Genomic DNA, 20,222 nt, shown 5'->3' on the forward strand with positions numbered 1-20,222 from the left:
CCCGCGATTGTCCACGAAGCTTTTCTTCCGGGCTTGCCGCCCGGCCATTTCGTTTGTCTGACACCACTGTCTCCCCGCCCGCACTGAAGATCGAATTCCCCGACGCGCTGCCGGTTTCCGCCCGGCGCGACGAGATTGCCGCCGCCATCGAAGCTCACCAGGTCGTCATCGTGTGCGGCGAGACCGGCTCGGGCAAGACCACGCAACTGCCCAAGATCGCGCTTGCCCTGGGGCGCGGGCGGATCCATGCCGCGCCCGGAAAAGGCCGCCTGATCGGACACACGCAGCCACGCCGGATTGCAGCCAGTTCGGTGGCCAAGCGGATTGCGGAAGAGCTGAACACGCCGCTGGGCGAGGTGGTGGGCTACAAGGTTCGCTTCCAGGACCGCCTGTCGCGCGACGCATCGGTCAAGCTGATGACCGACGGCATCCTGCTGGCCGAGACGCAGACCGATCCGCTGCTCAAGGCCTATGACACGCTGATCATCGACGAGGCGCACGAGCGCTCGCTGAACATCGACTTTCTGCTCGGCTACCTGCGCGAGATCCTGCCGCGGCGGCCCGATCTCAAGGTGATCGTCACGTCGGCCACCATCGACGCGGACCGCTTTGCGCGACACTTCGCCTCGCTCCGGCCCGGCGCGGCCGAGCCCGTGCCGGCGCCAGTCATCATGGTCTCGGGCCGGACCTATCCGGTGGAGATGCGCTGGCGACCGTTCGAGGAATCGCGGGACCACGACGTCAACGATGCGATCGCCGAAGGTGTCGACGAACTGTGGCGCGACCCGCGTGACTCGGGTGACATCCTCGCCTTCCTGCCCGGCGAGCGCGAGATTCGCGAAGCCGCCGACCATCTCAGGCGCCACCTCGCGCACCAGCCCCTGCTGCGCAATGCCGAGGTCCTGCCGCTTTTCGCACGCCTGTCGCAGGCCGAGCAGGATCGCGTATTTCAGGCCCACGCCGGCCGCCGCATCGTGCTGGCCACCAACGTGGCCGAGACGTCGCTGACCGTCCCGGGCATTCGCTACGTGATCGACGTGGGCACCGCCCGGGTCAAGCGCTACAGCCTGCGCAGCAAGGTCGAGCAATTGCAGGTCGAGCCGATCAGCCAGGCTGCGGCCAACCAGCGCGCCGGCCGATGCGGGCGCGTGGCCAATGGCATCTGCATCCGGCTGTACGCGGAGGATGACTTCAAGGCGCGCCCCCGCTTCACCGACCCGGAGATCCTGCGCAGTTCGCTCGCCGGGGTCATCCTGCGGATGAAGTCGCTGCACCTGGGCGATGTGGAGCGCTTTCCGTTTCTGGAGGCGCCGTCGAAGCGGGCCATCACCGACGGCTACCAGTTGCTGGGCGAACTGGGTGCGGTCGACGACGCCAACGAATTGACGCCCACCGGCGCCGAACTGGCGCGACTTCCGCTCGACCCGCGGGTCGGCCGCATGATTCTCGAAGCCCGCACGCGCGGCGCGCTCCAGGAGGTGTTGGTCATCGCGTCAGCCTTGTCGGTGCAGGATGTGCGCGACCGTCCGCTGGAAGCACAGGCCCAGGCCGACCAGGCGCATGCCAAGTTCGATGACGAGAAGAGCGAGTTCAGCGGCTACCTGCGTCTCTGGCAATGGATCCACGAGGCCCGTGGCGGCCACGGTCAGGAGGGCGATCGGCACAAGCTGAGCAACCGGCAGTACGAGCAGCTGCTGCGCCAGAACTTCGTCAACGTGCGTCGGGTGCGCGAGTGGCGCGACACGCATTCACAACTGCTGACGGTGGTCACCGAGCACAAGTGGCGGCTCAACCAGCAGCCGGCCACCTACGAGCAACTGCACCTGTCGATGCTCTCGGGCCTTCTGGGCAACATCGGCTGCAAGCTGGACGAGGAGGGCGCGGGCTCCGGCGAATACCTGGGTGCGCGCGGCATCAAGTTCCACCGGCATCCCGGCGCCCACCTGAAGAAGAAGCCGGGGCGCTGGATCGTCTGCGCGGAGCTGGTGGAGACCACGCGCCTCTTCGGGCGCGGCATCGCCAACGTCGAACCACGCTGGATTGAACAGGCTGCGGGCCATCTGCTGAAAAGACAGGTGCTCGATCCGCACTGGGAGAAGAAAGAAGCGCGCGTCGTCGCCTTCGAGCGTGCGACGCTCTATGGCCTGGTGGTCTACAGCGGCCGCCGCGTGGACTATGCGCAGGTCGATCCGGCCGGTGCCCGCGAGGTGTTCATCCGCGAGGCGCTCGTCGCGCAGGACTGGGACAGCCAGTTGCCCTTCCTGCAGGCCAATCGCAAGCTGGTGCGCGAGGTCGAGCAGCTCGAACACAAGTCGCGCCGCCAGGATGTGCTGGTCGACGAGCAGCTCATCTTCGCCTTCTACGACGCACAGGTGCCCGCGGACGTGGCCAGTGGCGACCAGTTCGAACGCTGGTGGCGCGCCGCCTCCAGGGAGCAGCCGAAGCTGCTGCATCTGACCCGCGAGGAGTTGATGCGCCATCAGGCCGCCGGCATCACGGCCCAGGCCTTTCCACCGACGGTGAAGCTGGGCGGGGTCGATTGCGCGGCCACCTACCTGCACGAGCCGGGCGACGCCCGCGACGGCCTGACCGTGACGGTGCCGCTGTTCGTTCTCAACCAAGTTGCCGAAGAGCGCTGCGAATGGCTGGTGCCAGGCATGCTCAAGGACAAGATCCAGGCGCTGCTCAAGAGCCTTCCGCAAAAGCCCCGCGCACGGCTGGTGCCGCTGCCCGAGTCCGCTTCCAAGCTGACCGGGCTGTTGGGCACGCCGGAGGAATTTGGCAAGGGTTCACTGACCGATGCCTTGCTGCGCCATGTGCGCGAGATGACCGGGCTCGACGTCAAGCGCGCCGACTTCAAGCTCGAGATGCTGGCGCCGCACCTGTTCATGAACCTGCGGGTCGTCGACGAGCATGGGCGACAGCTGGGCATTGGCCGCAACCTGGGCGCGCTGCGCTCGGAGCTCGGTACCAAGGCGCGGGGCGCATTCCAGGCGCTGGCGGGCCTGCAAGCCAGAAAAGCCGCGCAAGCGCCATCCGTGGCGACGGAAAAGGCAGCGCCGGTCGCATCGCGTTCCGGGGCTGAGGCAAAGCCGGATGCCGCCGGCAAGAGCAACGCGCCTGCCGGCCAAGCCGATCGGCGCTACGCCGACTGGTCGTTCGGCGAACTGCCTGAATTGATGGAACTGCGACGCGGCGGCCAGACACTGATCGGTTTTCCCGCGTTGGTGGACGATGGCGACGCCGTGCGCATCGAAGTCTTCGACGAGCCCGAGGTGGCCGCGCTGCGCCATCGCGCCGGTCTGCGCAGGCTCTTTGCGCTGCAGATTCGCGACGCCATCAAGTATCTGGAGAAGAACATCCCCGATCTGCAGAAGATGGCGATGGCCTTCATGCCGCTGGGCACCATGGAGGAATTGCGGGCCCAGATCATCGACGTGGCGCTGGAGCGCGCGTTTCTGCTGGAGCCATTGCCGAGCGACGCGGCGTCGTTCGCGCGTCGGCTGGAAGAGGGGCGCGGCCGCCTCACGCTCATCGCCAACGAGATCGCGCGGCTGGCGGGCGTCGTGCTTGCCGAATATGCGCAAGCCGCTCGCAAGATCAAGGACACGAAAGTTCAGCCCGAATCGGTGCAGGATGCGGCGCAGCAACTTCAGCGGCTGGTCGGCAAGCGCTTCATTGCGGACACGCCGTGGACGCAGTTGCAGCACTTCGCGCGCTACCTCAAGGGCATCGTCTTGCGATTGGAGAAGTTGCGCGCCGATCCAGCCCGCGATGCCCAGAAGCTTGCCGAGCTGCGGCCGCAGGAGTCGCGCTATTGGCGACTCGTGGCGGAGCGCAAGGGCGTGCAGGACGAGCGGCTGCGAGAATTTCGCTGGCTGCTCGAGGAGTTGCGGGTGAGCTTCTTCGCGCAGGAGTTGCGCACACCGCAGCCGGTGAGCATCAAGCGGCTGGACAAGGCCTGGGCGCAACTGGGCCATTGACCGCCCATCGTCGCGCCTGGCGGCGATTCCGGGGCGGGGTCAGGCCTGAAACGGTGGCAGGCGCAAAAGGCGCCGCCCGATCAGCACCGGCAGGCGCAGCACGAAGCCGAGCATCAGGCGCACGTGCATCCAGCTGAGCAGCAGGTTGTCGCGCACGTAGTTGAAATGCGAGACACCGCCTTCCTCGGGCTTGAGGTATTTCACCGGTGCGTCCACGTCCACAGGCTTCACGCCGCGCCACGCCAGACGCACCACGGCTTCGGTGTCGAAGTCGAAGCGGCGCATCCATTGCTGCGCCTCCATGATGGACAGCAACTCGGCAACCGGATACACGCGAAACCCATACAGCGAATCCCCGATGCCGGCGAACAGCGTCTCGACCTGGGTCCAGGTGTTGGAGATGCGCCTGCCGCGCACGCGCAGCAACGGCGCGCTGGCGTCGAAGACGGGCTTGCCCAGCACCATGGTTTCGGGCCGCGCCTGTGAGCGTCGCATGAATTCGGCGATGAGATCGGCCGGGTGCTGCCCGTCCGAGTCCATGGTCAGGGCGTGGGTGAAGCCCGCCGCATGCGCTTCGCGCAGGCCATGGAGCACGGCAGAGCCCTTGCCCTCGTTGGTGGGCAGGCACCACACGCGCAGGCCCGGGTCTTGCGCCGCCATGGTCTGGAGGCGCTCACCGGTACCGTCGGTGCTGCCATCGATCACCACCCATACCGGCGCCCATTGGGCGCGCGCAGCGGCGACGGTCGAGAACAATCGTTCGCCGGTGTTGTAGCTGGGAATCAGGACGAGGTGGGTACGCGAAGGTTCTGGTTGGGGCATGCATCTGGAGCGTCGAAGGCGCGCTCTTCAAGGGACTCGCGATAGTAGCGTTCAAGTTCGGCCAGAAGATTGTTGCCGTTGGTTTCTGGCGAAAAGCGCCGGCCCAGCCGCAGTCGGAACCGGATCGGAAGGGGCGGGACGCGTCCGATGGGCCAGCCTTTTCGCAGGTAGGGCGTGTCGGTTTCTATGAAGACGGTCTGGATGGGCGCCTGCGCCATGCGCGAGATCAGGGTGACGCTGGGCCGGAAGGTGTCGAGCGGTGGTGTTTCCGTGCGGGTGCCCTCCGGAAAGACCACCAGTTGCCCGCCGGATCGCAAGTCGGCGACTGCCTGCCGGATCATGATGCGCGCCGATGCGTTGCTGACATAACGCGCCAGCCTCGCCCCCGAGCCCAGGAAGATGTTGCGCAGCAGGCTCGCTTTCATGATGCAGGCACTTCGCGGCAGCCGTGCCACCAGCAGCAGCGCGTCGAGCATGGTGGGGTGGTTGGCCACGATGATGAGGCCACGCTCGTTGCGCAGCACGTCCAGGCAGTGGTCGTCGATCTGCATCAGGCCGCAGGCCTGGGCCGCCGACCAGAACAGCCGGTAGCCATACGCGATGCCGGCGCGCCCCACGGCGCGGCCTTGGCGCTCGGGCAACAGGTGAAGGGGCAGCGCCAGCAGGTTCCAGATGAGCGAGATCAGGCCGAGAAACAGCAACAGGGCGTACATCCCGGCGCCACGCACAAGGTTCGGCATCTTCTACCCTTGCTGCTCAGCGCGAGAGCGCCCCGGACGCCACGGCATGGGCTTCGATCTCGACCAGCAGGTCGTGGCGGCAGATATCTGCTTCGAGGAACACCGCGTGCCGCAGGGCGGGGGCTTGCGGGCCCAGGGCCTTGACCAGGACGTCGCGGATGGTCGGGGCCTGAGCGGGGTGCCGCACGTAGACCACGAGGTGCAGCTCGTCCAGTGAGTAGCGGGCGTCGCAGCGACGATGCGCGGCGTCCAGCACCGCCTGCAGGTTGCGCAGCGTCTCGCGCGTCTGCTCGGCCACGTCGCCCGGATGCACGCTGGCGTGTCCCACGATGCTGGCGGTGCCCGAGATGAAAAGCGCCAGTTGATCGTCACCCAGTTCGGCCAGTGCCGCACGGGAGAAGAGCGGAGGACGTGGGCCGTAGTCCGAGGGGTAGCGATAGGCGGAGACCTGTCTCGGATTCTCGATGGCAACGGGCGCACGTTGCCCGGCCAGGAAGCGGATCGACAGGCCGCCGCGGTGCACGCCCAGGGCACAAGCCGCCGGTGCGCCTTCGAGCACACCCAGCCCGGCGTCGGTGAAGGCGCGCTGTCGTCCCACGTTGAACTGCCGGTAGCGTTCGAGGCCGCCGCCGTCCTCGTTGATGCGCGGCAGGTAGTTCCACAGTCGAAGCAGGTGGGGCGTGCCTGCCTGTTTGAGCGCGTCGAACAGTTGGCGGTAGCCCTGGTAGGCCAGCTCTTCCAGGTCGCCCTGGCGCTGCTCGTGCAGCTCGATCATGCCCAGGCTCCATTGGCCGTCTGACCGCCAACGCGCAGCGCCTGCGCAGCCGCTGCGCAGTTCGGCGCCGGCTTGCCAAAGGTCGGCCATTGCGGGTGCGGAGCCCAGGGGTGTGGCCTCGACCGGGGCGATCCAGTCGGCGCCGCCCCCTTCGCCATAGGCCAGGGCGCCCAGTGCAGGTAATGAGGCATCGATGCTGCCGCGCAGCTGGCTCAAAGGCAGGCGACGAACCTGCAGCGGGGAAAAACTCAAGGTATCGGAGACGCTCACGGGGCCTTGCTCGCGGTGTATTCGGAAAATATGCCCAGTTCCAGATGTTGGCGAACATCCCGGAATCCGGCATTGCGCAGTGCCTGCATCACCGCTTCGGGCGCAATGCACGCCTCGATGGTGTCCCAGTAGTAGCGCCACAGTTCGGCCGAATCCTTCTTCTGGCCGGCCAGCCTGGCGACCCAGGGCACCACACTGCGCATGTAGAGCTTGAGCGCCGACATACCCAGCGAAGTGCGCGGCCGCGTGATCTCCAGGATGACCAGACGGCCGCCCGGCCGCAGAACGCGATGGAACTCGGCAAAGGACGCCGTCACGTCGTCGATGTGGCGCAGTGCGTAGCCCATGCTGAGGAAATCGCAGCTGGCATCGGGGCGGGGCAGTGCCTGGGCCATGCCCTGCACCAGCTCGACGCCGGGCAGGTGCACTTCGCCCATCATGCCGGGACTGGGGTCGACGCCCACGAGCTTGCCAGTCGGGCCGATGATCGCCAGCGCTTCGGCCGCCACCATGCCCGTACCGATGCCGACGTCCAGCACCTGCATTCCGGCGGTGAGGCCCGCGCGTTCGAGGGCCTTGCGGCGATACCACCGGCCCGAGCCGAACGCCAGCACCCGCTCGATGCGCTCGTAGTCGGGCGCTGTCTCATCGAAGATACGCTGGAGGAAGGCCCGGTGTTCCGACTCGTCCTTGTAGTAGTCGGACAGCTGCGCATGAGGCGCAAGGTTGGACGAGCCGGTCGGCGTGGGCGGGTTCTGCATCGACCGATTATGCGCAGATTCCCCCTTGTGAAAATCTGTGATCCTCCGCGTTGGGTACGCCGCCGGCCAAGTAAGATCGAAGCTTGCCTTGAAACGAAAGAAAGCTAGAAAGAAAAGCCATGGCCGGACACAGCAAATGGGCCAATATCCAGCATCGGAAGGGCCGGCAGGACGAGAAGCGCGGCAAGATCTGGACACGAGTCATCCGTGAAATCATGGTCGCGGCACGCCAGGGCGGCGGCGACCTCAATGCCAATCCCCGCCTTCGTCTGGCGGTCGAAAAGGCCAAGGCCGCCAACATGCCGGCCGACACCGTCAAGCGCAACATCGACAAGGCCACCGGCAACCTCGAGGGCGTGACCTACGAGGAAATCCGCTACGAAGGCTACGGCATCGGCGGTGCGGCCATCATCGTCGACACGATGACCGACAACCGCGTCCGCACGGTGGCCGAAGTGCGCCACGCATTCAACAAGTACGGCGGCAACATGGGCACCGAAGGCTCGGTGGCCTTCCAGTTCAAGCATTGCGGGCAGATGTTCTTCGCTCCGGGTACGGATGAAGACAAGCTCATGGAAGTGGCGCTCGAAGCGGGCGCCGAGGATGTCGTCACCGGTGATGACGGCGCCATCGAGGTGCTGACTGCCGCGGGCGACTTCGAGTCCGTCAAGAACGCGCTCGAAGCCGCTGGCCTCAAGCCCGAGGTGGCCGAGGTCACCATGCGCGCCGAGAACTCGATCGACCTCCAGGGCGAGGATTCGCAGAAGATGCAAAAGCTCCTGGACGCATTGGAAGACCTGGACGATGTCCAGGACGTCTATCACAACGCTTCCCTGGATGAATAAGGCGCGCGCATGAAGGTATTGGTCATCGGAGGCGGCGGCCGCGAACACGCACTGGCGTGGCGCCTGGCAAAAGGCGAGCGCGTGAGCCGCGTCTATGTCGCTCCCGGCAATGGCGGCACGGAAGGCGACTCGCGCTATACGCAGGTCGACATCACCGATCCGGCCAAGCTGTGCGCCTGGGCCAAGAAAGAAAAGATCGCGCTCACCGTGGTCGGCCCCGAAGGCCCGCTGGCTGCTGGCGTGGTGGACGAGTTCCGGGCCAATGGCCTGCGCATCTTCGGCCCCACCAAGGCGGCCGCGCAATTGGAAAGCTCGAAGGCCTTCTCCAAGGACTTCATGAAGCGCCACAAGATCCCGACGGCGAAGTACGAAACCTTCACCGACGCTGCGGCGGCGCATGCCTATGTCGACCAGGAAGGCGCGCCTATCGTGGTGAAGGCGGACGGGCTGGCCGCAGGCAAGGGCGTGGTCGTTGCCCAGACCGTGGCCGAGGCGCACGAAGCCATCGACTTCATGCTGCTGGACAACAAGTTCGGCGTCTCCCACAACCACGGTGGCGCTCGTGTCGTGATCGAGGAATTCCTCGCCGGCGAAGAAGCCAGCTTCATCGTGATGTGCGACGGCAAGAATGTGGTGGCTCTGGCCACCAGCCAGGACCACAAGCGATTGCTCGACGGCGACAAGGGGCCGAACACCGGTGGCATGGGCGCCTATTCTCCGGCGCCCGTGGTGACCGCCGAGATCCATGCCCGCGTCATGCGCGAGATCATCCTGCCGACCGTGCGCGGCATGGAAATGGACGGCATTCCCTACACCGGCTTTCTGTACGCGGGCCTCATGATCGACAGCGCGGGTCACCCCAAGACGCTGGAGTTCAACTGCCGCATGGGCGACCCGGAAACCCAGCCGATCATGATGCGGCTCAAGTCCGACCTGTACGAAGTGCTGATGCACGGCGTGGAAGGCACGCTGGACCAGGTCGATCTGCAGTGGGACCGTCACATCGCCCTGGGTGTGGTCATGGCGGCTGCGGGCTATCCGCTGGATCCGCGCAAAGGCGACCGGATCTCCGGGATCCCGGCCGAGACGCCTCAAGCCGTGGTGTTCCATGCGGGCACGTCCATGGACAGCGGCGAACTGCGCACGAGCGGCGGGCGAGTCTTGTGCGTGACCGTGCTGGCCGACAGCGTCAAGCTGGCTCAGCAAAGGGCCTACGAAGTGGCCTCCAGGATCCAGTTCGATGGCGCCCAGTACCGCAAGGACATCGGGTATCGAGCGGTGCAGGCGCGCGGCCCAGCCAACTGATGCAGGGAACGGATCCCGCTGCGGTCGGCCAGTTCCTGCGCGAGTTGCAGGAGCGCATCATGGCGGCCGTAGAGGCAGCCGATGGCAAGGCCTGCAAGCGCGACGCATGGCGAAAGGCGCCTCAGGAGCAGCTTCAAGGCGAGGGACTGACCTGCATCCTGGAAGGCGGCGAGCTTTTCGAGCGGGCCGGTTGCGGTTTCTCGCAGGTGCGCGGCCCCAAGCTGCCGCCATCGGCCACGCAGAACCGACCTGAACTTGCCGGCGTCGCCTTCGAGGCGATGGGGGTATCGCTGGTGTTTCACCCGTGCAACCCCTTCGTGCCCACGGTCCACATGAACGTCCGCATGCTGGCTGCGCTGCCCGAAGGGGGCGAGCCGGTCTGCTGGTTTGGCGGCGGCATGGACCTCACACCCTATTACGGCTTCGAAGACGACGCCCGGCATTTCCACTCGACGTGCCGCGACGCGCTGACCCCTTTTGGCGACGACAAGTATCCGCGCTTCAAGACCTGGTGCGACGACTACTTCTACCTGCGTCATCGCAACGAACAACGCGGCGTCGGCGGCATCTTCTTCGACGACTTTTCCGAACTCGGCTTCGAGCGGAGCTTCGAGATGCTGCGCGCCGTAGGCAATGCGTTCCTGCCAGCCTATCTTCCGATCGTGGAGCGGCGTCGGAACGCCGAATACGGACAGGCGCAGCGCGAATTCCAGTTGTACCGCCGCGGCCGCTACGTCGAATTCAACCTGGTCTGGGATCGCGGTACTCACTTCGGACTGCAATCGGGGGGGCGGACCGAATCGATCCTCCTGTCCATGCCTCCATTGGCCAGCTGGTCCTACCAGCGCGAGCCCGAGCCGGGTTCGCCGGAGGCTCGCCTGTATAGCGATTTCCTGGTGCGCCGCGAATGGCTTTGAATCCCGCAGGCCCGGCCGACGAGGCCGCTGCCCGCATCGGCATCTTCGGTGGTGCGTTCGATCCGCCGCACAACGCCCATGCGGCGCTGGCCCTTGCTGCGATCACCCAGTTGAAGTTGGACGAACTGCGGATCTTCCCGACCGGGCAGGCATGGCACAAGGCGCATGGCCTGAGCGCCGCCGAGCATCGCCTGGCCATGGCCCGGTTGGCTTTCGAAGCCTTGCCTGGGGCGGTGGTCGACGACCGCGAAATCCGCCGCAGCGGCCCCACTTACACGCTCGATACGCTGCGCGAGATGCGTCTGCAACGTCCTGATGCAGAATTGATGCTGTTGCTCGGTGCCGACCAGGCGCGTGCGCTACCCACCTGGCACGGCTGGCAGGAGATCCTGGCGCTCGCTATCGTTTGTGTAGCACAGCGTCCTGATCCTGCAGGCCGCAGCGCGGCATTCGACCCCGACAGTCTGACGGGACGCCCAAGCGGCGCACGCTTTTGGACCATCGAACTGCCCGCGATGGAAATCAGCGCCACCGACATCCGTGCCCGCGCAGCGCGCGGCGAAGACCTCTCCAGTCTGGTTCCGCCCGCCGTTGCGCGCTATATTGATCTACACCACCTTTATGCGAACACCTGATGAACTCTGAATCCGCCGCCAAGAAAGACACCCAGAAATTGCAGCGGGCCATCATCGATGGCCTGGAGGACGTCAAGGCGCAGGACATCCAGGTTTTCGACACGGAGGATCTGTCACCGCTGTTCGAGCGCGTGATCGTGGCCTCCGGCACTTCGAACCGACAGACCAAGGCCCTGGCCGCCAGCGTGCGCGACGCCGTGCGCGAAGCCGGATTCGCCAAGCCGCGCACCGAGGGCGAGGACAACGGCGAATGGATCATCGTCGACTGCGGTGCCGCGGTGGCGCACATCATGCAGCCGGCCATCCGCCAGTACTACCACCTCGAAGACATCTGGGGCGAAAAGCCTGTTCGCGTGAAACTGGGTGCCCCCAAGCCGGTCAGGCCTCAGGCCGCCGTGCGCGATAGCGCGGAGCCCAAGGCTGCCCGCAGCAGCGCAGGCAAGGGCGCGAGCGCCAAACGCACGCCGGCAGCCAAGACGCCTGCCGCGAAGAAGTCCGCCTCGTCGACCCGCTCCGGCGCGGCAAGCCGCAAGCGCGCTGCTCCCAAGCCGGCGGCAGGTCCTGTGCAGAAGGTGATCGGCAAGCCGGTGGCGGGCAAGAAGACCCCGGCACGCAAGACCACCACGGCTGCCCGCAAGACGACCGCAGCCCGCAAGGCGCCTGCGCGCAAGACGGCCGCCAGCGGCCGATGAAGCTGCTGGTCGTCGCGGTCGGGCTGCGTGTTCCCGACTGGGCGCAGACCGCCTGGGACGACTATGCCAAGCGCTTCCCTCCCGAACTGAAGCTGGAACTGCGAGCGGTCAAGACCGAGCCTCGTGGCTCCAAGACGCTCGAAACGCTCTACGCGGCCGAGCGCTCGCGCATCGAGGCGGCCATCGCCAAGGGCATGCGGCTCGTCGTGCTCGATGAGCGCGGCGCACGCCTGACGACTCAGCAACTGGCGGGTCGGCTCAAATCCTGGCAGGAAGAGGGCGGAGATGTCGCCTTGGTCATCGGCGGGCCGGACGGACTCGATCCGGCACTGCGCGCCGCCGCGCACGAATCCATTCGCCTGTCCGACCTGACGCTGCCGCACGCCATGGTGCGAGTGCTGCTCGTCGAGCAGCTCTACCGTGCCTGGTCGGTCAACGCCGGCCATCCCTACCATCGAGAATGAGCGCTTCGCCTGCCTTCATCTATCTGGCTTCGCAAAGCCCCCGCAGAGCGCAACTGCTCGACCAACTGGGCGTGATGCACCACTTGCTGGTGGCGCTTTCGGACGAGGAAGACGCCGAGGCCCTGGAGGCGGTTCGCGCCGGCGAGGCACCCGCGGCCTACGTCCAGCGGGTCACCGCACTCAAGCTGGACGCCGCCGTGGCGCGGCATCGCAGGCGCGAGTTGGCGGCAGCGCCCATCCTGTGCGCGGACACCACCGTGGCCCTGGGTCGCGAGATTCTGGGCAAGCCGGAAGACGGCAACGACGCGCGCCGCATGCTCAAGGCGCTTTCAGGCGGCACGCATCGCGTGCTGACGGCCATAGCCTTGCAGAGCGGGCGCAAGCGCCTGACCGCACTGAGCGAGTCCCGGGTGCGCTTCGGCGTGCTGAGCGACGCCCAGATCGCCAGTTACGTGGCCAGCGGCGAGCCGATGGGCAAGGCCGGCGCGTACGCGGTGCAGGGGCGGGCGGCAGCCATGATCGAGCACATCAGCGGCAGCTATTCAGGCATCATGGGGCTGCCCATGTTCGAGACCGCGCAATTGCTGCGCGGGGCGGGCTTCAGGCTTTGACCATGCAAGAAATACTCATCAACTGGTCGCCGCAGGAGACACGGGTTGCCGTCATCGAGCAGGGCGCCGTCCAGGAGCTCCACGTGGAGCGCACGCTCGAACGGGGCCTCGTGGGCAACGTCTATCTCGGCAAGGTCTCGCGCGTGCTGCCGGGCATGCAGTCCGCGTTCATCGACATCGGGCTCGAGCGCACGGCCTTCCTGCACGTCGCCGACATCATTGCGCCGTTTGCGCCGGGGTCGAGGTCTGCCAACAGCGCCGCCACGCCCGATCGCGATCATCGCGAGCGCAATGGCCCGGCCGTGCCCATCGAGCGTCTGGTGCACGAGGGGCAGTCGTTGCTGGTCCAGGTCATCAAGGACCCCATCGGGACCAAGGGTGCGCGCCTGTCCACGCAGATCAGCATCGCTGGAAGGCTGCTGGTCTTCCTGCCGCAGGACAATCACATCGGCGTGTCGCAGAAGATTCCGAACGACCTGCGCGAGGCGCTGCGACAGCGGATGCTGGCGCTGGGCCAGGCTGCGGCCGCCGCCGAGAACAACGGGGTGGTGCCCACGAACACGGGCGGCTTCATTCTTCGCACCAATGGCGAGGATGCGTCCGACGCCGAACTGGCCGAAGACATCGCCTACCTGCGCAAGACCTGGCTTCGCATTCGCGAGATGGCGGGCATCAAGCCGCCGGTGTCGCTGTTGCACCAGGACCTGAGCCTGCTTCAGCGCGTGCTGCGCGACCTCGTGAACGAAGACACGCAGAGCATCCGCATCGATTCGCGCGAGCAGCATGAAGTGCTGCTCAAGTTCGGCCGCGAGTTCATGCCCAAGGCGGCCGAGAAGCTCCAGCTGTACAAGGGTGAGCGGCCGATCTTCGACCTGTTTTCCGTGGATGAGGAAATCGCTCGTGCGCTGGGTCGGCGTGTCGACCTCAAGTCCGGCGGCTACCTCGTGGTGGACCAGACCGAGGCCCTGACCACGGTCGACGTCAACACCGGCGGCTACGTCGGCGCCCGCAATTTCGACGACACGGTGTTCAAGACCAACCTGGAGGCCGCGCAGGCCATCGCGCGGCAATTGCGCCTGCGCAACCTGGGCGGCATCATCATCGTGGACTTCATCGACATGACCCGCGACGACCATCGCGAGCAGGTACTGGCTGAATTCCGCAAGCAACTGGCGCGCGACAGGGTCAAGACCACCGCCGGCGGTTTCTCGCAGCTGGGACTGGTGGAGATGACGCGCAAGCGCACCCGCGAATCGCTGGCCCACATGTTGTGCGAGCCCTGCCTTTCCTGCGGCGGGCAAGGCATCGTCAAGACCGCGCGCAGCGTCGCCTACGACGTGCTGCGCGAGATCCTGAGAGAGGCGCGGCAGTTCACGCCGCGCGAGTTCCGGATCGTCTCGTCGCCGCAGGTGATCGAACTGTTCCTGGACGAGGAAAGCCAGCACCTTGCAGGCCTGTCCGACTTCATCGGCAAGCCGATCTCGCTTCAGGCCGAGCAGGCGATAGGGCAGGGGCAGTACGACATCGTGCTGCTCTAGCCGTCAGAGCATCACTTCCTGCGCGGGCTCGGCGCTGCGTTGCGCCAAGGTCTGCAGCCGCGCGTACAAACCGTCGTAGGCCATCAATTGGGCATGGTTGCCCTGCTCGGCGATGCGGCCATGGTCCATGACCACGATGCGATCGGCATGCTGGATGGTCGACAGGCGGTGCGCCACGATGAGCGTGGTGCGTCCCTGCATCAGACGCGCCAGCGCTTCCTGCACCAGGCGCTCTGACTCCGTATCCAGCGCGGACGTGGCTTCGTCCAGTAGCAGGATGGGCGCGTTCTTGTACAGCGCCCGTGCAATGGCCAGGCGCTGGCGCTGCCCGCCTGAGAGTTGCGTGGCGTTGTGGCCGAGGATGGTGTCGATCCCTTCAGGCAAGCCTTGCACGTGCGCGGAAAGGTTGGCCGCCTCGATGCAAGACTGCACCCGCTCGCGGTCGATCGATGCGCCCAGCGCCACGTTCGCGGCCAGCGTGTCGTTGAGCATCACCACGTCCTGGCTGACCATCGCGAATTGCGAGCGCAGGCTCTGCAGGTTCCACTGCGCGATGTCATGGCCGTCGAGCAGGATCTGCCCCGACATGGGCAGCACGAAACGCGGCAGCAGGTTGACGAGGGTGGTCTTGCCGGAGCCCGAGGGGCCGACAAGTGCCACGACCTCGCCGGGGGCGATGTCCAGGTCGACGCGGTCGAGCGCGCGCGCTTCGTCCTCGCCGCGGTAGCCGACCACCACACCGCGCAGTTCGATGCGCCCCTCGGATCGTTCGACCGAAAAGCTGCCTTGCCCTTCGCGCGGCACCGTGTCGACCATGCCCAGGCCACGCTCGAGTGCTGCCAGGCCTCGCGAGATGGGTGTGGCCATGTCGGAGAGGCGCCGGATCGGCGCGATCAGCATCGCCATGGCTGCGATGTAGGCGACGAAGCCGCCCACCGTCAGGCCTTGGTCTCCGCTTTGCCAGAGCGCGATCATCACGACCACCGACAGGGCGATCGAGGCCAGCAACTGCGTGATCGGCGTCATGGCGGCCGACGCGATCGTTGACTTGACCGCCAGGCGCGTCAGCAGTTGGCTGAGCTTGTCGAAGCGATCCTTCTGGGCGCCTTCCGCGCCGTGCAGCCGCACCATGCGGTGGGCCAGCACGTTTTCCTCCACGACGTAGGCCAGTTCGTCGGTGGTTTTCTGTCCCAGCTTCGTGAGGTGGTAAAGGCGCCTGGAGAACACCTTCATCACCCAGGCCACGCCCGGCACCATCAGTCCGACGATGAGGGTCAGCTTCCAGTTCAGGTAGATCAGGTAGACCAGCAACGCCACCAGCGTGAAGCCGTCGCGCGACAGCCCCAGCATGGCTTGCACGAGCATCATCGAACCAGCCTGGATCTCGTAGACCACGGTGTTCGAAAGCGCGCTGGCCGATTGGCGGGAGAAGAGCGCCAGCTCGGCGTCCATGAGGCGTGAGAACAGCACCCTGCGCAAGGCGTGCATGCCTTCATTCGCAATCCGGGCCAACGCATATTGCGACGTGAACTGCGCCATGCCGCGCACCGCAAACAGCGAGATCGCGGCCGCAGGCACCATCCAAAGCTCGAGGCCACCGGAGAAGCCGTGGTCGAGCAATGGCTTGACCAGCGCAGGCATGAGGGGCTCGGTCAGCGCCGCGATCAAGGCGGCGCCCACGCCCAAAGCCCACCAGCGTTTGGAGCCGACGAACCAGACGGCCAGTCGGGCCAGGCGTTTGGGAAGGGAAAGACTCGCGGCGGGATCGGCCGCGGGGGAGGGGGACTGCATGCGCGAGAATTCTACGGGCGCCCCTGTAGGATCGCACCGCAACTTCTACAACTTGTGACGAGGCCTCCGGGAGCTTGTGTACCATTGGCGGCAATTGCCGGAGTGGAACTTTTCTCGCTCCGAACCCTCATCGATACGCATGAAAAAGCCGTTGCCAGTATTTCAAACGACTCCTTCTGCATTCCCAGTCTCTCGCCGCGCTCTCGTGGCGGCTCTTGCAATCTCTCCTGTCGTCCCGGCCTTGGCTCAATTCAGAGTCGAGGTGAGCGGCGTCGGCCTCACGCAATTGCCGATCGCCATCGCGCCGTTTGCCGGCGAAGGCTCATCACCGCAGAAGATCTCCGCCATCATCAAGGCCGATCTGGAGCGCAGCGGCCAGTTCCGCGGCGTGGACGCTTCGGGCGACCAGCTCGACGAGAACTCGCGCCCCGACCTGAACCTGTGGCGCCAGCGCACTGCTGATTCGCTGGCCGTCGGCAGCGTGCAGCGCATGGGCGATGGCCGCTATTCGGTGCGTTTCCGCCTGTGGGACGTGGTCAAGGGCCAAGACCTGGGTGGGCAAAGCTACACCGTGCCGCAAGCCGACCTGCGGTTGGCAGCGCACCGCATCGCCGATTTCATCTACGAGAAACTGACCGGCGAGCGCGGCATCTTCTCGACGCGCATTGCCTATGTCACCAAGACAGGCAGCCGATACGCGTTGTGGGTGGCCGATGCCGATGGCGAGAACGCCCAGGCTGCGCTCAACAGCCCGGAGCCGATCATCTCGCCGGCCTGGTCCTCCAGCGGCAACCAGCTGGCGTACGTGTCGTTCGAGTCGCGCAAGCCGGTGGTCTACGTGCACACCGTCTCCAGCGGACAGCGCCGACTGGTGGCCAACTTCAAGGGCTCCAACAGCGCGCCGGCCTGGTCGCCCGATGGCAGTACGCTGGCCGTCACGCTCAGCCGCGACGGTGGCTCGCAGCTCTACACGATTCCAGCCAGCGGGGGCGAGCCCAAGCGGCTGACGCAGAGCGCGGGGATCGACACCGAGCCCGTCTATTCCGCGGACGGACGCTACATCTACTTCGTCAGCGATCGAGGGGGCGCCCCTCAGATCTACCGGATGGGCACGAGCGGCGGCAACCCCGAGCGCGTCACATTCAGCGGCAGCTACAACATCTCCCCGGCCATCAGTCCCGATGGACGCTGGCTCGCCTACATCTCGCGAGTCGGCGGCGCCTTCAAGCTCTACGTCATGGACCTTGCCGGCGGCACCGCCACCGCCATCACCGATACCAGCTCGGACGAAAGCCCGAGCTTCGCGCCCAACAGTAAATTGATCGTCTATGCCACGAACCTGCAAGGGCGCGAGGCATTGATGACCACCACACTCGACGGAAAGATCAAGGCGCGGTTGGCGGGGCAGGCGGGAGACATCCGTGAGCCGGACTGGGGTCCGTTCCAGAAGCAATGACGCAGAAATCTACTCAGAGGAGTTCAAGAATGTTGAATCGTGCAATCCTTTCCCTGGCTGCCCTCGCGCTCGTCGCGGGCTGTTCCAGCACCAAGCTCAATGAAGCGCCGGTCACCGACGGCCAGGGAGGCGCCGGCGGTTCAGCCAGTGGCGTGGCCCCCGTCACGGTCGATCCGAATGCGATGAACGCGGCCGGCCCGGTCGGCGTGGCGCGCATCGTCTACTTCGACTACGACAGCTACACCATCAAGCCCGAATACCAATCGGTGATCGATGGCCATGCCCGCTTCCTCAAGGCCAGCCCCAGCCGAGCCATCCAGATCGAAGGCCACACCGACGAGCGCGGTGGCCGCGAGTACAACCTGGCCCTGGGCCAGAAGCGTGCCGAGGCTGTGCGCCGTGCGCTCACCCTCCTGGGCGTGAACGACTCGCAGATCGAAGCGGTGAGCTTCGGCAAGGAGAAGCCCGCGGCGCAAGGTACGGGTGAAGACGTTTGGGCGCAGAACCGCCGCGCCGAGATCGTCTACCGTCGATGAAACCGCGCCTCGCCTGGCGGCAGCTGGTTCTGGCTGCCGCACTCGTGAGCGCCACGGCTGGCGCGAACGCCGCCTTGTTCGAGGACGAAGAGGCGCGTCGCGCCATTCTCGATCTGCGGCAGCGGGTCGAGACCATGCGCCAGCGCTCGACGGAAGATAGCGAGCAGTTGCGCCGCAGCCTGCTCGATCTGCAGACGCAGATCGAAGCCATGCGCGGCGAATTGCAGCGCATGACCGGCAAGAACGAAGAGCTGACAAAGGCGTTGTCGGACCTGCAACAGAAGCAGACCGAAGCCGCCAAGGCGGCCGGTCCGTCATCGGTCAACGTGGACGGTCGCGAGTTCAATGCCGACCCGAAAGAAAAGGCCGACTTCGACGCAGCCTTGGGCATCTTCCGGGCTGGCCAGTTCGCGCAGGCGCAGACTTCGTTCGCCGATTTCGTCAAGCGCTATCCGCAGAGCGGCTACACGCCCTCGGCCCTGTTCTGGCTGGGCAACGCACAGTACGCCACGCGCAACTACAACGAGGCCATCGCCAACTTCCGCTCCATGCTGTCGCTGGCGCCGGACCATGCCAAGGCTCCCGAAGCCGTGCTGTCCATCGCCAACTGCCAGATCGAGCTGAAGGACATGAAGGGTGCTCGCCGCACGTTGGAAGACCTGAGCAAGGCCTATCCGAATTCGGAAGCCGCCGCCGCCGGCAAGGAACGGCTGGCACGCCTGAAGTAAAGAGCGACGTGCCCGCGCCGACCGTTCGGCTCGGCGCGCGCCCGACGCATTCAACCGATGGCCCCCATGACCGCGCAAGCGAAACAACCAGACGCCGCTTCGCTCCAGCAAGCGGCGCTTTCGCTGGCGCCCGACCTGGAGCGGCGCTTCTCAGGGCTTGATCGCCTCTATGGCGTGCAGGGCGCCGCGCAGGTCAGGGCCGCGCATGTGTTGATCGTGGGCATCGGCGGTGTTGGTTCGTGGACGGCCGAAGCCCTGGCGCGCAGTGGCGTCGGGCGACTGACGCTCATCGACCTGGATCACGTCTCCGAGTCCAACATCAACCGGCAGATTCACGCGCTCGATAGCACGGTGGGACAGGCCAAGGTGCTGGCCATGCGCGAGCGGATCTCGCAGATCAATCCCGCTTGCAGCGTGTTGGCCATCGATGATTTCGTAGAGCCGGGCAACTGGCTCGAGCTTCTTGCCAAGGCACAGGCCAACCAAGGCCACGTCAGTGCCGTGATCGACTGTTGCGACCAGGTCAAGGCCAAGCTTGCGCTGGCTCAATGGTCGCGAGAGCAAAAGACCGCGGACTCGGCCAATCGCTCAGAGTTCGTGACGGTCGGCGCGGCGGGCGGCAAGCGACTCGCGCACAAGGTGGACATCGAAGACCTGTCGCAAGTCACGCACGACCCGCTGCTTGCACAGGTGCGCCAGCGGCTGCGCAAACAATTTGACGCGCCGCGCGAAGGCAAGAAGATGGGTGTGGACTGTGTTTTCAGTCGTGAGGCCGTAGCACCGCCCGATGCCTCGTGCGCCGTTGACGCGGGTGGCGACGGCACGCTCAACTGCCACGGCTATGGCTCTGTGGTGGCGGTCACCGCCACCTTCGGTCAATGTGCAGCAGGTTGGGTGATCGATCGAATCGCACGTGCAAGCACGTTATAATCTTTGGCTTTGCTGCGCATGACGCGGTAAAAGAGCAAAAGTGTGGGACGTTAGCTCAGTTGGTAGAGCAGCGGACTTTTAATCCGTTGGTCACAAGTTCGAATCTTGTACGTCCTACCAGTAACCACAAAGAAAGCCTGCTAGCGCAACGCTAGCAGGCTTTTTTCATGTGGGCGCTCTTCCAGCCCCTTCATCCGCAGGACCTCGCTGCTCGTAATGCCTTCACGCACGCCAGTGTCGACCTGGGGGCACGCTTGACCCATTCGTACAAGGTAGGTCTGCGGAACGCATCCAATCTTCGGCGCAATGGACTCGATGGCCGCCCACAGCGACGGGTATTCCCCCGGTGCTCCTGCATCATCCTCACCGCGCGCTCACGTACCTCGGGCAAGAACTTGTTCGACTTGCTAATGGCTCAATCCT

The 20,222-nt window shown here is 65.7% G+C and carries 18 protein-coding genes, 1 tRNA gene and 1 pseudogene; 14 read left to right on the forward strand and 6 right to left on the reverse strand.

What is annotated here, in order from left to right:
- Window positions 1–53 precede the first annotated feature (53 nt).
- Entirely contained in the window at window positions 54–3,983 is a 3,930-nt protein-coding gene (gene hrpA, locus QTH91_RS07760; RefSeq protein WP_286659408.1) for an ATP-dependent RNA helicase HrpA, read from the forward strand.
- Between the two features lie 39 nt (window positions 3,984–4,022).
- Here hrpA and QTH91_RS07765 read toward each other — a convergent pair whose 3' ends face one another.
- The 4 genes from QTH91_RS07765 to QTH91_RS07780 are packed head-to-tail and all read right to left on the reverse strand — an operon-like array spanning window position 4,023 to window position 7,351.
- Entirely contained in the window at window positions 4,023–4,805 is a 783-nt protein-coding gene (locus tag QTH91_RS07765; RefSeq protein WP_286659409.1) for a glycosyltransferase family 2 protein, read from the reverse strand.
- The gene (locus QTH91_RS07770; RefSeq protein ID WP_286659410.1) at window positions 4,766–5,545 is read right to left on the reverse strand and encodes a lysophospholipid acyltransferase family protein; all 780 of its coding nucleotides are present in this window, start codon (window positions 5,543–5,545) and stop codon (window positions 4,766–4,768) included. The genes QTH91_RS07765 and QTH91_RS07770 overlap by 40 nt, the downstream gene beginning before the upstream one ends.
- A 16-nt stretch (window positions 5,546–5,561) precedes the next feature.
- Window positions 5,562–6,590: a chorismate transformation FkbO/Hyg5 family protein gene (locus QTH91_RS07775; RefSeq protein ID WP_286659411.1), complete on the reverse strand. Its 1,029-nt coding sequence runs from the start codon at window positions 6,588–6,590 to the stop codon at window positions 5,562–5,564.
- Window positions 6,587–7,351, reverse strand: a complete 765-nt coding sequence (locus QTH91_RS07780) for a class I SAM-dependent methyltransferase (RefSeq protein WP_286659412.1) — start codon at window positions 7,349–7,351, stop codon at window positions 6,587–6,589. The genes QTH91_RS07775 and QTH91_RS07780 overlap by 4 nt, the downstream gene beginning before the upstream one ends.
- Window positions 7,352–7,470: 119 nt before the next feature.
- On the opposite strand from QTH91_RS07780, the gene QTH91_RS07785 reads away from it, so the two are divergent.
- The 8 genes from QTH91_RS07785 to rng are packed head-to-tail and all read left to right on the forward strand — an operon-like array spanning window position 7,471 to window position 14,358.
- Window positions 7,471–8,196: a YebC/PmpR family DNA-binding transcriptional regulator gene (locus tag QTH91_RS07785; protein WP_286659413.1), complete on the forward strand. Its 726-nt coding sequence runs from the start codon at window positions 7,471–7,473 to the stop codon at window positions 8,194–8,196.
- Between the two features lie 9 nt (window positions 8,197–8,205).
- Complete coding sequence (purD, locus tag QTH91_RS07790) at window positions 8,206–9,501, forward strand: phosphoribosylamine--glycine ligase (RefSeq protein WP_286659414.1); 1,296 nt, start codon at window positions 8,206–8,208, stop codon at window positions 9,499–9,501.
- Window positions 9,501–10,418 carry an oxygen-dependent coproporphyrinogen oxidase gene (gene hemF / locus QTH91_RS07795; protein WP_286659415.1) on the forward strand — a complete coding sequence of 306 codons (918 nt, stop codon included), beginning with the start codon at window positions 9,501–9,503 and terminating at the stop codon, window positions 10,416–10,418. Before purD ends, hemF begins: the two co-directional genes overlap by 1 nt.
- Window positions 10,409–11,053 (forward strand): nicotinate (nicotinamide) nucleotide adenylyltransferase, encoded by a 645-nt coding sequence (gene nadD / locus QTH91_RS07800; RefSeq protein WP_286659416.1) that lies wholly within the window; start codon window positions 10,409–10,411, stop codon window positions 11,051–11,053. The genes hemF and nadD overlap by 10 nt, the downstream gene beginning before the upstream one ends.
- Window positions 11,053–11,745, forward strand: a complete 693-nt coding sequence (gene rsfS / locus QTH91_RS07805; RefSeq protein ID WP_286659417.1) for a ribosome silencing factor — start codon at window positions 11,053–11,055, stop codon at window positions 11,743–11,745. Before nadD ends, rsfS begins: the two co-directional genes overlap by 1 nt.
- Window positions 11,742–12,209 carry a 23S rRNA (pseudouridine(1915)-N(3))-methyltransferase RlmH gene (gene rlmH, locus QTH91_RS07810; RefSeq protein ID WP_286659418.1) on the forward strand — a complete coding sequence of 156 codons (468 nt, stop codon included), beginning with the start codon at window positions 11,742–11,744 and terminating at the stop codon, window positions 12,207–12,209. The genes rsfS and rlmH overlap by 4 nt, the downstream gene beginning before the upstream one ends.
- Window positions 12,206–12,820 (forward strand): Maf family protein, encoded by a 615-nt coding sequence (locus tag QTH91_RS07815; RefSeq protein ID WP_286659419.1) that lies wholly within the window; start codon window positions 12,206–12,208, stop codon window positions 12,818–12,820. Before rlmH ends, QTH91_RS07815 begins: the two co-directional genes overlap by 4 nt.
- A 2-nt stretch (window positions 12,821–12,822) precedes the next feature.
- Window positions 12,823–14,358 (forward strand): ribonuclease G, encoded by a 1,536-nt coding sequence (gene rng, locus QTH91_RS07820; RefSeq protein ID WP_286659420.1) that lies wholly within the window; start codon window positions 12,823–12,825, stop codon window positions 14,356–14,358.
- A gap of 3 nt (window positions 14,359–14,361) precedes the next feature.
- Here the strand turns inward: rng and msbA are convergent, their stop codons facing one another.
- The gene (gene msbA, locus QTH91_RS07825) at window positions 14,362–16,149 is read right to left on the reverse strand and encodes a lipid A export permease/ATP-binding protein MsbA (RefSeq protein WP_286659421.1); all 1,788 of its coding nucleotides are present in this window, start codon (window positions 16,147–16,149) and stop codon (window positions 14,362–14,364) included.
- Between the two features lie 139 nt (window positions 16,150–16,288).
- Here msbA and tolB point away from each other — a divergent pair, with 139 nt between their 5' ends.
- From tolB to QTH91_RS07850, 5 genes are all read left to right on the forward strand, one after another.
- Entirely contained in the window at window positions 16,289–17,605 is a 1,317-nt protein-coding gene (gene tolB / locus QTH91_RS07830; RefSeq protein ID WP_286659422.1) for a Tol-Pal system beta propeller repeat protein TolB, read from the forward strand.
- A gap of 29 nt (window positions 17,606–17,634) precedes the next feature.
- Window positions 17,635–18,141, forward strand: coding sequence for a peptidoglycan-associated lipoprotein Pal (gene pal / locus QTH91_RS07835; RefSeq protein ID WP_286659423.1), 507 nt, complete (start codon window positions 17,635–17,637; stop codon window positions 18,139–18,141).
- Complete coding sequence (gene ybgF / locus QTH91_RS07840) at window positions 18,138–18,869, forward strand: tol-pal system protein YbgF (protein WP_286659424.1); 732 nt, start codon at window positions 18,138–18,140, stop codon at window positions 18,867–18,869. The genes pal and ybgF overlap by 4 nt, the downstream gene beginning before the upstream one ends.
- 66 nt (window positions 18,870–18,935) lie before the next feature.
- Window positions 18,936–19,799 (forward strand): tRNA threonylcarbamoyladenosine dehydratase, encoded by an 864-nt coding sequence (locus tag QTH91_RS07845; protein ID WP_286659425.1) that lies wholly within the window; start codon window positions 18,936–18,938, stop codon window positions 19,797–19,799.
- A gap of 44 nt (window positions 19,800–19,843) precedes the next feature.
- Window positions 19,844–19,919: transfer RNA gene (locus QTH91_RS07850), tRNA-Lys, on the forward strand.
- A gap of 44 nt (window positions 19,920–19,963) precedes the next feature.
- Here the strand turns inward: QTH91_RS07850 and QTH91_RS07855 are convergent.
- Window positions 19,964–20,211 (reverse strand): annotated as a pseudogene (locus tag QTH91_RS07855) (IS3 family transposase); the annotation flags it as partial.
- Window positions 20,212–20,222 lie beyond the last annotated feature (11 nt).

Source organism: Variovorax dokdonensis (assembly GCF_030316895.1).
Lineage (GTDB): Bacteria > Pseudomonadota > Gammaproteobacteria > Burkholderiales > Burkholderiaceae_C > Variovorax > Variovorax dokdonensis.

Coding starts and splice junctions, on each gene's coding strand:
- pal (WP_286659423.1), top strand. CDS start 17,635: ATGTTGAATCGTGCAATCCTTTCCCTGGCTGCCCTCGCGCTCGTCGCG.
- QTH91_RS07765 (WP_286659409.1), bottom strand. CDS start 4,805: ATGCCCCAACCAGAACCTTCGCGTACCCACCTCGTCCTGATTCCCAGC.
- ybgF (WP_286659424.1), top strand. CDS start 18,138: ATGAAACCGCGCCTCGCCTGGCGGCAGCTGGTTCTGGCTGCCGCACTC.
- msbA (WP_286659421.1), bottom strand. CDS start 16,149: ATGCAGTCCCCCTCCCCCGCGGCCGATCCCGCCGCGAGTCTTTCCCTT.
- rsfS (WP_286659417.1), top strand. CDS start 11,053: ATGAACTCTGAATCCGCCGCCAAGAAAGACACCCAGAAATTGCAGCGG.
- tolB (WP_286659422.1), top strand. CDS start 16,289: ATGAAAAAGCCGTTGCCAGTATTTCAAACGACTCCTTCTGCATTCCCA.
- QTH91_RS07845 (WP_286659425.1), top strand. CDS start 18,936: ATGACCGCGCAAGCGAAACAACCAGACGCCGCTTCGCTCCAGCAAGCG.
- QTH91_RS07780 (WP_286659412.1), bottom strand. CDS start 7,351: ATGCAGAACCCGCCCACGCCGACCGGCTCGTCCAACCTTGCGCCTCAT.
- rng (WP_286659420.1), top strand. CDS start 12,823: ATGCAAGAAATACTCATCAACTGGTCGCCGCAGGAGACACGGGTTGCC.
- QTH91_RS07815 (WP_286659419.1), top strand. CDS start 12,206: ATGAGCGCTTCGCCTGCCTTCATCTATCTGGCTTCGCAAAGCCCCCGC.
- QTH91_RS07785 (WP_286659413.1), top strand. CDS start 7,471: ATGGCCGGACACAGCAAATGGGCCAATATCCAGCATCGGAAGGGCCGG.
- rlmH (WP_286659418.1), top strand. CDS start 11,742: ATGAAGCTGCTGGTCGTCGCGGTCGGGCTGCGTGTTCCCGACTGGGCG.
- nadD (WP_286659416.1), top strand. CDS start 10,409: ATGGCTTTGAATCCCGCAGGCCCGGCCGACGAGGCCGCTGCCCGCATC.
- hemF (WP_286659415.1), top strand. CDS start 9,501: ATGCAGGGAACGGATCCCGCTGCGGTCGGCCAGTTCCTGCGCGAGTTG.
- purD (WP_286659414.1), top strand. CDS start 8,206: ATGAAGGTATTGGTCATCGGAGGCGGCGGCCGCGAACACGCACTGGCG.
- QTH91_RS07770 (WP_286659410.1), bottom strand. CDS start 5,545: ATGCCGAACCTTGTGCGTGGCGCCGGGATGTACGCCCTGTTGCTGTTT.